The organism is Nocardia sp. NPDC004711, from assembly GCF_053601595.1.
On record NZ_JBSGCB010000123.1, the window covers coordinates 1 to 10,022 of the forward strand.

The following is a 10,022-nucleotide window of genomic DNA, read 5'->3' on the forward strand; positions in this document are numbered from 1 at the left end:
CAGATCTCCTTGAGCTTGGTCTCCTGCAACCGCTCCAACAGCTCGATGTGATTGCGCGGCTTACCGACCGGCGCATCCACCACCAGCGACGCGATGCGGGTTTGCATGCTCTCGAAATGCTGACCCTCGGCCGTGGTCGCCTCGGCCGACGCCGCCAACAGGGCACCGATCATGGCCCGCAGATCCCGGGCCGGGGTGTTGTCCCAGATGTCGAGGGTGTCCATCTCCGGAATCACCAGGGCAATCCGCTTCGGGTCGACGCCCTGGGCGAGCATCGATTCGCGCAGGCTCAACCCGAGTTCACGGTCGTCCTCGCCGCCCTTGCACGAGATCATCACCAGCAGCGGACGCGCATGCTTGCCCGCCATCCCCGGAACCCCGGTCCACTTCTGCCAGGCCCTCCACTCGTAATCGAACAGGGCGGCGGCGTAGCGTTCCATCGCCACGGTCTTGCCGCTACCGGTCGTGCCGAACATGGCCTGCTGCTTGCGGGCATCGACATGCGCGATGGCCAGCCACGGTTCGTGACGCTTCGACAGCGCCCGCAACACCCCTGGTGCCTTGTGGCTGGTGGTGTCGGCGAGGGTGCCGAGCACGATGTCATGCCCGCGATGCAGGGGCGCACCGCCTGTCGCCGCGCGGGCCGCGGACTGCTGGCGACGGGCCGTCAGGGAGTCCCGGACACGTGTGGTGCTGCGCAGCGACTTCAACCCGACGGTCTCGGTCTTGACAAGGAAATGCGCCCACCACAACGACGCCACCACCATCGTCGACGGGAGCCCGAGGACCAGCATCATCGACAACCCGCCCAGCTGGCCGTGGGCGAGGTGTTCGGCGCCTCCCCACAACAGGCTCAACGGGGTCGACCACGACCCGCCCGTCATGACCGACGTCAACGGCAACGCCCACGCGGCGGCAGCGAAGTTGCGCAGCCGGTGCGGCTCAACGGGTTTGGTTGCTGCGACGGCCACGATCAGCACCAGCATCGCTGCCAGCGCCGCCCCGCACACCAGCGCGGTCTCTGCGGTCGCGCCAGCGTGGGACAGGCCATGGCCGGACCAGTGTGTGAGCGGGTCAGTCACGTCCCGCACGACCGTCGGTGTTCCAGGCGGTGCCTCGGCAGTGATCGGCGGAATGGACGGTGTGTCAGCCGGGCCCGGCGCAGTGGCGAGGGGGTTGCAGTCGGTGGGGGTGATCAGTGGGGTGCAGTCGGTGGTGCTCATGATGCTTCCTTGGAGATTTCGAAGATGGTGTGGCGCTGGCGTTTTGCCACGCGCACAGTGCGGCGGGCGGCCAGGAATGCGTTCCACTGCTTGTCGAAGTCCTGGATCTGCAGATCCAGTGGCAGCGAGGCGAGTTCGGCCTGAAGCCGGCCAGCGGCGGCCTCGACGTTGTTGAGGACCGCGTCGGACCGGCACAGGTAGAGCAGGCCGACCATGGTGTAGGGGTGGGCGTCACGGGCAGCGCGGATCGCGCCCTGCAACGCGATGTCCATGTGCGCCTTGTCCTTGACGCTGAGCTCGACCTCCAGCGCCCACCAGCCATAGTTGCCGCCCACCACACCCAAGAACCGGCCGTCATGCAGATGCTGGCGCCCCGGCAGAGGGTCGATGCCGGTGGAGAACTCCAACACCGGTGTCCCCCGGCGCTTCTCCGCAGCGATCCGGGCGGCAGTGGTGGCTTCGCGACGCAGGGCGCGTTCGGAGATGAACGCGGCCGGGTCATTGCCGACCAGCATGATCCGGGCCTGGGCGACCGCGCGGTAGTGCTCGGCGTACATCAGCGGCGGGGACCACGCCGCCGGCCGCCACCCCAGGTAGCGGGCCTCGACCCGCGGCGGCGCGAACACCCACGCACGCCCGCGCTGCACCTTCTCCAGCTCACACAACAAGCCCTTGGCGATCAGCTCCCGCACGATCGCATACGCGCTGGACTCCAAGACGTTCAAATATTGGGCCAGGACATCGACCTGCATGCCGCGCATGTCCGACACCGCCCGCAGCACCTCGGACTGGCGTTCAGTGATCGTCGCGCGCCGCACCGGCGGCAGGACCCGCCCCAGCGATCCCGCCGGCACTCCGAGCTCGGCGGCGATCTCCTTGGCCCGGAAACCACTCGCCCGCAACACTTGTCCCTCGCCCAGGACGGTTTCGACCTGACGCAGACTGACCCCGAGCAAGGTGCGAATCTGGGTGTAGGTCAGCCCAGCATCACGCAGACCAGCAATGATCCGGGTCCGGTAGCGGCGCTCCAACCCGGCATACCGGGTGTTGTCTTTGTTGTGGTTCATCGGGTTCGCTCCAATCCCCTGCCCCGTCCGCGCTGACGGCGCGCCGCGATATCGACGCGGGCCTGGGCGGCGAGTGCACCCATCGCCTCGACCTCGCTGCGCGAATACGGTTTCCGGGCAACTGATTCGGCCTCGTCCGCGCCGGTGGTGTCGGTGTGCGGTGTGGCGCGGTGGTGGGCTCGGTCTCGTTCGACCAGGCGGGTGTTGATTCCGAGTCGGCAGGAGATCTCGTCATTGGTCAGCCCTCGGCGGACCAGCAGTTCGACGTGTTCGCGGCGTTCCTCCCGCGCGGACGCCGGTGTCCAGCGCGCCTTTTCGGGGCAGCCATTGGGGTCATCAATCGCGGCTTCGTCCCACTCCATCGGCAACGCCCACCCACGCCGCTCCCCCAACGCGCGAGCCTGAGCCGACGGACCAGGCACCAACTGCAGGCGGTCGAACAGCTCCTTGACGGCCCGCTCCCGATCGGCGGCGATGTCGTGAGTGACGCGGCCGGTCTTGTCGGCGCGGTTGCCCATCAACGACCGGATGGTGCGGCTCCGCTCCCCGGTACCCAACTCCCGCGCCAGCTGCGCCGCCGGATACCCCGACGCCACCAACGCCTGGAACCGGCGCCGAGCCCCCAGGATCGGGACCAGCGCGGTGCCGGCGGTGACCTCGGCGGCACGCTCGGGTACCTCGACCGCCAACACGGCCTGTTCCAGCCACGCCGCGACCTGCTTGTCCGGGCCGGCCGCCATGATCTGACTCAGCCCGGACTGACTGACACCGGCCAGCTTCGCCAGCTGGTTCGGATTCACCCCGGCCGCGCGCATCGCTTCCACATGGGCCCGCACCGCATCAGCCGGAACCCTGGGATTCCAGCGCCCGTAGGCGATCTCGCGGCTGCGGAACGCGGCGTAGTGCGTCGCGCACAATCCGCGGCCTTGAGCCTCACCGGTCCCGCAACCGCAACTCATCGCGATCGCCTCCGATCACGCCCATCAGCCGAACCGCTGGCCTGACGGCGGGCCGCCAGCTTGATACGAGCCGCCTCGATCAGCTCCCGCATATCGGCCGCGTCGATCCCTCGCCGTTCGCACGCGTCTGCCGAGCGCACCCAGCGAGCGATCCGCAGCGACTCCAGCTGAGCCAGCGAGCATTCGCGCTTGGGCACCGACTGGGCCTCGTCGTACAGGTATGCCTGCACCTGCCCGAAACGACGGCTGGTACCTAGCACCTGGGCTTGCGCCTCGTCGCCCGGTCGTCGATTGTTTTGCGCCAGTTGGCGTTCGGTCCGCAGATGCTGCGGAGCCATCCGCCACGGGAACGTCGGAATGCCGTATCGGCGGCCCTCGGGATCATGGAATCGGGTACTCACCGCGACCGCCGCCGATCGCGCTCAACCGGCGTAGCAGATTGGTGGCGCGCCGCCAGTTCCGTGCGGGCCTTCACGATCAGGGCACGCATGTCCGGGTCGTTCGTGTAGGCCCGTTCGATCGCGGCGCGGGATTCGGTGACCGACTCGCTGCCCCATCGCGCCTCGTGGTAGGCATCTCCGGCGGCGAGGAACTCGGCCAGGACGGGCTTGTGAACAGCCTGCCAGTGGTCGCGTTTGGCGTCCTCGGCGGCGCAGTCGCGGTAGCCTTTCCGCTGCGCGGTGTCGCAGGCTGCGTTGACGATGTCGGACAGGACGGCGGTCACCGTGTCCAGACGGTCGCGTTCGGCATGCAGAGCGGCGAGTTCTGCAGATTCCCTTCGCTGCGTGGTCATCTCGGCTCCGGGAAGTTCTCGGAGGTGAATCCACCCTTGGGGCGCTGCAGCTTGGTGACCGCGCGTCCACGACGCCACAGGTTCCATGCGGTGACGATCAGCCCGATCTGGTCACGGTCGCTGACACGCAGCCGATTGACGCGGATCGAATCGAGACGGTCACGCAGCGCGAGGATCGGGGAATCAGCCGCCAGGCCGGCGCCGCTGTCCCACAACCGAACGAACTCCGCCGCCGCAGGCGCATCGATCTCCGACAGGCGCATCGCGACCGCGCACGCCACCGCCGGACGGGCTTTCAACCGCTTCGCGACCACGGTGAACCGGTCAGCGATCGTGACCAGTTCCGGGTAAGCGGTAGCGAACTCGACCACCCGCGTGGTCGACACACCGGCACCGCGCACGATGTCGCCGAAGAGGTTGCCCTCCATCCACACCATGTAGACACGCAGCGCGGCCGCGACCATCGAAGTGTTGTGGCTGGTGATCCCGGTAATGGTCAGCTGGTCACTGGGGGTGCGCTTGGCACCCTGATCCATCGTGACCTGGGTGTCCGGCGACAGGCCGCGCACGATCAGCATCGGGAAACGCATGCCAGTGGTGCGGGCAATGGCCTGCAGGCGGTGCTGACCATCCAGCAGTTCCCCATCGGGACCGAACTTGATCGCCTCGCCGTTGAAACGCCAACGGCCCGAGACCATGTCGTCGTAGTACTGCTGCACCCGCGCCTGCCGGATCGGCCGGTTGTTCGGATTACGTTCGAGCCAACGACGCGCCTGCGCGCTGTCGACATCCATGACCTGGCTGGTCACGGGCGTGTTATCGGGGTCGACCAGATGCATGGGTTATCCCTCCTCGGGACGGTCAGAGAAATCGGAGAGCCGGTCGATGACCTGGTTCAGGGCGTCGCGAGCGCGCAGCAGATCAGCGAGGAACCGGTGCGAGAGCTGCCCGGCGTGGCGGTCGAACCGGTCGTCACCGGTGAGGCGGACCAGCGTGTTCGTCTTGGTCAGCAGCTCTCCGCGGGCGGTGTCGAACGAATCGGTGATCGGACGCCGCCGGCGCGGCGACGCTGCTGAATCACCGGTTTCGGTGTGGCTCGACTCGATGCCGTCGGCGGTAATCGGCTGGCGGTCAATGGGTTTCGTCTGGTAGGTCCGGCCGTCCAAACCGACCACCGAGTCAGGTGATTCATTTGAATCACTCGACGACAGCTCCCGAGACACCGTCGGCTGGCTCAAACCGGTCGCAGCCGCGATGGCGCGGGTGCTCATGCCGATGTCGCGCAAGGAGGCCACGACTTCGGCGCGGTCCTCGCGCGGGATACGCAGCTGCGCGCCGTCGAACTCCGCGGCACAGTAGGTGTCCCAGCTGTCGTAGCCGAGCACCGTCCACACGCGGCCGGTGTAGGCGTACCGGACCAGCTCCCACACCTGCGCCACGCGGGCACGGATGTTGTCGGTGAGCTCCCGCGCCGCTTCTTCGGTCAGCGGCTGATGCTCGGTCGTGGTCTCGATGCTCATCGTGACCGCCTCCGATCCGGCGCCACGGACACATGTGCGGCAGTGGAATCCAGTTCCCGCAGCCACGGCCGCACGCTCACCTGCGGTGTGATAGCGCGGGCCTCACGGTCGACGGATGTGGGGTGCTGGGCGCGGCCCTGGCCGACACGGTCCATCACCGCCGCCGGTGTCAACCGCTCGTGCGGCGCCGACAACGAGTGCAGCTGCTCCCGGTCCAGGGCGTCGTCCAGCGCGGTGGACAGCTCGGCGACGCGGGCGTCCCGCTCGGCAAGGGTCCGGCGCAGGCGTTCGTTCTCGGCCTCCAGCACCGCTTTCGGCCCGAACAAGGCAGTCCAGTTCATCGCGGCACCCCCGGCGGGGTCGGCGCGACCGTGGCGGCGTGCACGCAGTCGATGCGCGAAGCCTCGTCCGCGCGGCACACATTCGGCGAAACCTCCCGCGTGCCGCCCTGACCGAGCATCACCCCGACCACCACGCCGGCGCCGAACACCACAGCGACCCCGGCGAACACCAGCCGCCACCGCAACGACGCCACGTACGCGTCCGGATCTATCAAGCCTGCGGGGTCGTACTCGCGTCCCGACAACGCCGGCATCCCGGAGTGGGAATGGGCGAAATCCAGAGGATTCATCGCCGCCACCCCCGCCGCGACGACCGCACGAACCAGCGCAACCCGAATACGATCACGCCCGCACCGATCAGCACGCTCACCACGAACTGCGGCGCGATCAGCAGTCCGACACCCAGGACGACCAGAGCAAATAGGAAAATGTCGAGGCGGGTCATGAACGTTGCTCCTGCCCGACCTCGCGGCCCAAAGACAGATGCCCGAGATCCGCACTTACCTCGCCCAGGTCCCGCACAACCATCGATATGTCGTCGCGGGCCTCGACCAGCCACGACGCGACCTCCTCGGTCGCGGCCACCGCACGGGTGACGTTGGCGCGGTCACGGTCATCGGCCAGCGCGGGGTTCTCGGTGAGCCGCTGCGCCCAATAGGACAGCTGACCCAGCACCTGATCCGCGGAACGCATGCCGGCGACGAAGTTCCCGACCGCCACCGACACGTCGGCCGGATCAGTGAGCGCCTCTGCGGTGTTGTAGCGGGTGGCGTGCGCCAGATACCGCCACAACTCGGCCACCGCCATCGACGCGGCGACCACCGACTCCGCGGTGTGCGGGCCCTCCAGTGGGAACAGCGCCTGCACCATGTCAGTGCGATCGATCTTCCGCAACCCGTTCACGACGCCACCGCCTCGCCATCGGGCTCGACTGTCGGAATCTCATGCACCGCATCGTGTTCGACAAGCACACCGGGCAGAGCCTCCAACAACGCGCGGGCGTGCTCGATATGCAGCGCCAGGTAGCCGGACGTGCCTTTCAGCGACACGTACACGTAGGCGGGGATCTCCAGGCCAGCGTCCGCGGGGTGCGCGGCCTGGTACCGAACCTCGATGCCTTCCACGGCGTAGCCGGGAGACGAAACCGAGACGTACGACATCAGGCCACCCCCTGGCCATTGACCGGGGTGGCGAGTGCCAGCAGCTCCTCGCGGTCGACGCGGATGATCTTCGGGCCGAATCGGTAGCCGGTCAGGAGACCGTTGCTAATCCAGTTGCGAACCGTGCGTTCGGTGACGCTAACGGTCTTCGCGGCCTCCTGGATGGTCACCAGTGGCGCGCCCCCAGGCGTCGGCTTGATGGGGACTTTCAGGGAACTTCTCGAACGGGTCACTGCCTCGGCTCCTTCGGTACCAACGAGCGAAAACTGTTGGTATTCAGGAGAACTCGGGGCCGATGTCTTGAATCAGTGCGCAAGGTGAGGCGCGCGGCGCACAGGGGGGCGCACGCACCCTACGTCCGTGCGCCCCCCTGCGCGCCCCCATTGGATCGGCGATCCGAACAAGGGGGAACACGTATGTTGGTCAGGTGAGGGATCTGCTAACGACCGCAACGTCCGAAGATGTCCGGAACCTTGAAAGGCACATCGCCGTGCTGCCTATCGGCAGCCTTGAGCAGCACGGCCGATTCCACCCTTTGACCACAGATACGGTCATCGCCTGCGCTATCGCACAGCGCATCGCCGATGACTACGGTCTCTTTCTGCTCCCACCGATCACCTTCTCCTGCTCGCATGAGCACGCAGCCTTCGCCGGGACGGTCAGCATCAGTCCTTCGACGCTTATCGCCGTGATCGAGGACATTTTCACCTCGCTACGCACATCCGGCATCTGCAAGATCGTGATCGTGAACGGGCACGGCGGGAACTATGTGCTTCAGAACGTCGTCCAGCAGGTCAACGCCGGCGGACCACAGATGACCTTATTCCCCGGCCGGAGCGACTGGGACGGCGCGCGCACCGACGCCGGGATGCAGACGAACGGCCACGAAGACATGCACGCAGGTGAGCTGGAGACTTCGATCCTGCTCCATACGGCACCTCATCTGCTTCGCCCTGGCTACGAGACAGCGGATTGGCGTGCAGATGAGCGACAGTTCCTCCTCGTGGGAGGGATGCAGGAATACACCGACACTGGCGTAATCGGTTTCCCATCGCTAGGCACGGCCGACAAGGGAGGGAAGACCTTGAGTTCGCTTTCAGGGGCGTTCAAGAAGCATCTTCAGCGTTTGGTCGACTGAGCGGATAATAGATCGACTGCGGCAGCCTCGAACTCGCGAAGAGCCTCATTCCGCACAGGCCGTACCCGTTTCGATAGCTCGCGAAGAACTCCGATAGCACGTGCCGATGGGGCGCATCGAATCAAGCCAGCGGCCTTCATGCCAGTCTGGGCCGCCAGCTCGAATTCGTTAGCGTCGATGTACGCCGATGCAAGCCTGGCCGCGCAGAGCCCCTGATCACGACGCTGCGACTTCGGCCATTCGTCAAGCCCCATCGTGTAGGTCTCGATGGCACGGTACGGCTGACCAAGCCTGGCCCAGTTATGCGCGGCTTCCATCTCGATATAGGAGGGCGTGCAGTACAGAGCTAGCGGGCTTGGGTCGTCGATGGCTAGAACCTGCTCCATCGCTCGATCCAGCGCGTTGCGGCACTCGTCCGCCTCCCCGGTCATTGCATAGGCATTCGCCTGTTGACGCAATGCCAGCGCGCGCAGCTCTGGGGTGATTTCGTCCCATCCACGAAGTGCAGCATTGGCCAAGCCCAATCCCTGTGGTGCATAGCCGTTTTCGGTAGCGATGTTGCTTCGCCGCTGAAGGATATACGACACGAGATGCGGGTCGCCGATTTCCTCGGCGTAGTCCATCGCGTTCATCGTCCAATGTCGCGCGCACTTCAGGTCACCCGAGTCTTGGTACAGCCACCCGGCGAATTCACAGAACCGAGCACCCACTTCCAACAGCTCCGACCGCATCTCGCCGCGGGCCTTACCGCACAAGTCCTGAACCAGCTGGAGCTCGCTCTGGAGCGTTCCAAGTACGTAGCGAGGGCCGGTCAGTGCGTCCATACGGGCACGCGCGTCCAACATCTCCTTGAGATGATCGACATACTCCGAATCAACGGTTTCGAAGGGCAATGCGATGAGATCCGCCGGCGGTGCCGACGGCTTGACTTCGTCTTCAAGCTTCCCCGACGGCTCGTCGAGATATCCGATATCAGCGGCCGAAAGTGGGCGGCGGGCCTCGATACTGAGCACGCTGAGCATCACGTCCAGACTGCGCTGGCTCGGCCGATGCACACCGTTGATGTAGCGGCCGACATTGGTGTGCTTTGGATGCACAGGACGGCCGCCATCCTGCTCGCTGTACTGCCGCATCCTGTTGGCAAGCCCTTTGGGCCGAAGCCCTACCTCGGCCAACACGGCAGCCAACCGCTCGTTCTTTTGCCCTGCAGCAGATACGCCCCGACCTGCCGCCGAATCTCCTGTCGCCCAGGAGCGAATATCGCTGTCCTGCATAGGATTTCTCCAGGATTCCTGGCGTTTCCACCCGTTTCAGGCATCGTATCGCAGTAGGCCGACAGTCGTGCGTGACCGCGACCGGAGACCCTCAAGAAGTCCAGCGCGATGCGTTGGAGGTGGAATCCGCTGCAGGACAGTCGGTTTCCTCAACCACCGAGCCCAGGCACCTATGCATTGGAATGACGAATCAACCCACCGGTCCCCGGCGGGCCGTCGCGGACAAGCGGGTGCCTCGGAAGTTAGCGGGGCGGCCAACGTCCAACGAGGAGCAGGTTCGAATCCTGCCGAGGGCACATCCTAACCAGCGCTTATGTACCCGTAGTACGCTGCGATGCCAGATACGTGCCAGATCGAGGGCTTTGACGGCCCCAAAAGTGGACGTCCCGCCGCGATCAGGAACATGATCCGTACCGCCTGAGGTGTCGCCTGCCAGTGGGAAGGACCACCACGTTGAGGCTTCCCCCGGATAGTGGACACCGATTTGGCAGGACCGAAGGTCCTGCTGGAAGGATGTCTCCATGCCTCCTCGCAAGCGCCGGTCGTT

The 10,022-nt window shown here is 66.1% G+C and carries 15 protein-coding genes; 1 reads left to right on the plus strand and 14 read right to left on the minus strand.

What is annotated here, in order from left to right; all coding sequences use genetic code 11:
- The 13 genes from ACWEKS_RS47795 to ACWEKS_RS47855 form a co-directional block, all read right to left on the minus strand.
- On the minus strand, positions 1-1,223 hold a 1,223-nt coding region (locus tag ACWEKS_RS47795; protein ID WP_452346337.1), incomplete at its 3' end, for a hypothetical protein.
- Positions 1,220-2,290: a hypothetical protein gene (locus tag ACWEKS_RS47800; protein WP_452346338.1), complete on the minus strand. Its 1,071-nt coding sequence runs from the start codon at positions 2,288-2,290 to the stop codon at positions 1,220-1,222. The genes ACWEKS_RS47800 and ACWEKS_RS47795, both read right to left, overlap by 4 nt.
- Complete coding sequence (locus tag ACWEKS_RS47805; protein WP_452346339.1) at positions 2,287-3,249, minus strand: helix-turn-helix domain-containing protein; 963 nt, start codon at positions 3,247-3,249, stop codon at positions 2,287-2,289. The genes ACWEKS_RS47800 and ACWEKS_RS47805 overlap by 4 nt, the downstream gene beginning before the upstream one ends.
- Positions 3,246-3,587, minus strand: a complete 342-nt coding sequence (locus tag ACWEKS_RS47810) for a hypothetical protein (protein ID WP_452346340.1) — start codon at positions 3,585-3,587, stop codon at positions 3,246-3,248. Before ACWEKS_RS47810 ends, ACWEKS_RS47805 begins: the two co-directional genes overlap by 4 nt.
- Positions 3,588-3,646: 59 nt before the next feature.
- Positions 3,647-4,042 (minus strand): hypothetical protein, encoded by a 396-nt coding sequence (locus ACWEKS_RS47815; protein ID WP_452346341.1) that lies wholly within the window; start codon positions 4,040-4,042, stop codon positions 3,647-3,649.
- Complete coding sequence (locus ACWEKS_RS47820) at positions 4,039-4,881, minus strand: hypothetical protein (protein WP_452346342.1); 843 nt, start codon at positions 4,879-4,881, stop codon at positions 4,039-4,041. The genes ACWEKS_RS47815 and ACWEKS_RS47820 overlap by 4 nt, the downstream gene beginning before the upstream one ends.
- A 3-nt stretch (positions 4,882-4,884) precedes the next feature.
- Positions 4,885-5,562, minus strand: a complete 678-nt coding sequence (locus ACWEKS_RS47825) for a hypothetical protein (RefSeq protein ID WP_452346343.1) — start codon at positions 5,560-5,562, stop codon at positions 4,885-4,887.
- Entirely contained in the window at positions 5,559-5,903 is a 345-nt protein-coding gene (locus tag ACWEKS_RS47830; RefSeq protein WP_452346344.1) for a hypothetical protein, read from the minus strand. Before ACWEKS_RS47830 ends, ACWEKS_RS47825 begins: the two co-directional genes overlap by 4 nt.
- Positions 5,900-6,193 (minus strand): hypothetical protein, encoded by a 294-nt coding sequence (locus tag ACWEKS_RS47835; RefSeq protein ID WP_452346345.1) that lies wholly within the window; start codon positions 6,191-6,193, stop codon positions 5,900-5,902. Before ACWEKS_RS47835 ends, ACWEKS_RS47830 begins: the two co-directional genes overlap by 4 nt.
- The gene (locus ACWEKS_RS47840) at positions 6,190-6,348 is read right to left on the minus strand and encodes a hypothetical protein (protein ID WP_379469307.1); all 159 of its coding nucleotides are present in this window, start codon (positions 6,346-6,348) and stop codon (positions 6,190-6,192) included. Before ACWEKS_RS47840 ends, ACWEKS_RS47835 begins: the two co-directional genes overlap by 4 nt.
- On the minus strand, positions 6,345-6,806 hold the full coding sequence (locus ACWEKS_RS47845; protein WP_452346346.1) for a hypothetical protein: 462 nt from the start codon (positions 6,804-6,806) through the stop codon (positions 6,345-6,347). The genes ACWEKS_RS47840 and ACWEKS_RS47845 overlap by 4 nt, the downstream gene beginning before the upstream one ends.
- Positions 6,803-7,063, minus strand: a complete 261-nt coding sequence (locus tag ACWEKS_RS47850) for a hypothetical protein (protein ID WP_452346347.1) — start codon at positions 7,061-7,063, stop codon at positions 6,803-6,805. The genes ACWEKS_RS47845 and ACWEKS_RS47850 overlap by 4 nt, the downstream gene beginning before the upstream one ends.
- On the minus strand, positions 7,063-7,296 hold the full coding sequence (locus ACWEKS_RS47855) for a helix-turn-helix domain-containing protein (RefSeq protein WP_354843918.1): 234 nt from the start codon (positions 7,294-7,296) through the stop codon (positions 7,063-7,065). The genes ACWEKS_RS47850 and ACWEKS_RS47855 overlap by 1 nt, the downstream gene beginning before the upstream one ends.
- Before the next feature lie 194 nt (positions 7,297-7,490).
- Between ACWEKS_RS47855 and ACWEKS_RS47860 the strand changes: the two genes are divergently transcribed.
- Positions 7,491-8,201, plus strand: coding sequence for a creatininase family protein (locus ACWEKS_RS47860; RefSeq protein ID WP_452346348.1), 711 nt, complete (start codon positions 7,491-7,493; stop codon positions 8,199-8,201).
- On the opposite strand, the gene ACWEKS_RS47865 is transcribed toward ACWEKS_RS47860, so the two are convergent.
- Positions 8,183-9,475 (minus strand): hypothetical protein, encoded by a 1,293-nt coding sequence (locus tag ACWEKS_RS47865; RefSeq protein ID WP_452346349.1) that lies wholly within the window; start codon positions 9,473-9,475, stop codon positions 8,183-8,185. The genes ACWEKS_RS47860 and ACWEKS_RS47865 overlap by 19 nt on opposite strands.
- Positions 9,476-10,022 lie beyond the last annotated feature (547 nt).

Excerpts from the sequence above, each read along its gene's own strand:
- ACWEKS_RS47820 (WP_452346342.1), bottom strand. The coding sequence starts at position 4,881 with ATGCATCTGGTCGACCCCGATAACACGCCCGTGACCAGCCAGGTCATG.
- ACWEKS_RS47810 (WP_452346340.1), bottom strand. The coding sequence starts at position 3,587 with ATGGCTCCGCAGCATCTGCGGACCGAACGCCAACTGGCGCAAAACAAT.
- ACWEKS_RS47805 (WP_452346339.1), bottom strand. The coding sequence starts at position 3,249 with ATGAGTTGCGGTTGCGGGACCGGTGAGGCTCAAGGCCGCGGATTGTGC.
- ACWEKS_RS47835 (WP_452346345.1), bottom strand. The coding sequence starts at position 6,193 with ATGAATCCTCTGGATTTCGCCCATTCCCACTCCGGGATGCCGGCGTTG.
- ACWEKS_RS47850 (WP_452346347.1), bottom strand. The coding sequence starts at position 7,063 with ATGTCGTACGTCTCGGTTTCGTCTCCCGGCTACGCCGTGGAAGGCATC.
- ACWEKS_RS47840 (WP_379469307.1), bottom strand. The coding sequence starts at position 6,348 with ATGACCCGCCTCGACATTTTCCTATTTGCTCTGGTCGTCCTGGGTGTC.
- ACWEKS_RS47865 (WP_452346349.1), bottom strand. The coding sequence starts at position 9,475 with ATGCAGGACAGCGATATTCGCTCCTGGGCGACAGGAGATTCGGCGGCA.
- ACWEKS_RS47815 (WP_452346341.1), bottom strand. The coding sequence starts at position 4,042 with ATGACCACGCAGCGAAGGGAATCTGCAGAACTCGCCGCTCTGCATGCC.
- ACWEKS_RS47825 (WP_452346343.1), bottom strand. The coding sequence starts at position 5,562 with ATGAGCATCGAGACCACGACCGAGCATCAGCCGCTGACCGAAGAAGCG.
- ACWEKS_RS47800 (WP_452346338.1), bottom strand. The coding sequence starts at position 2,290 with ATGAACCACAACAAAGACAACACCCGGTATGCCGGGTTGGAGCGCCGC.
- ACWEKS_RS47830 (WP_452346344.1), bottom strand. The coding sequence starts at position 5,903 with ATGAACTGGACTGCCTTGTTCGGGCCGAAAGCGGTGCTGGAGGCCGAG.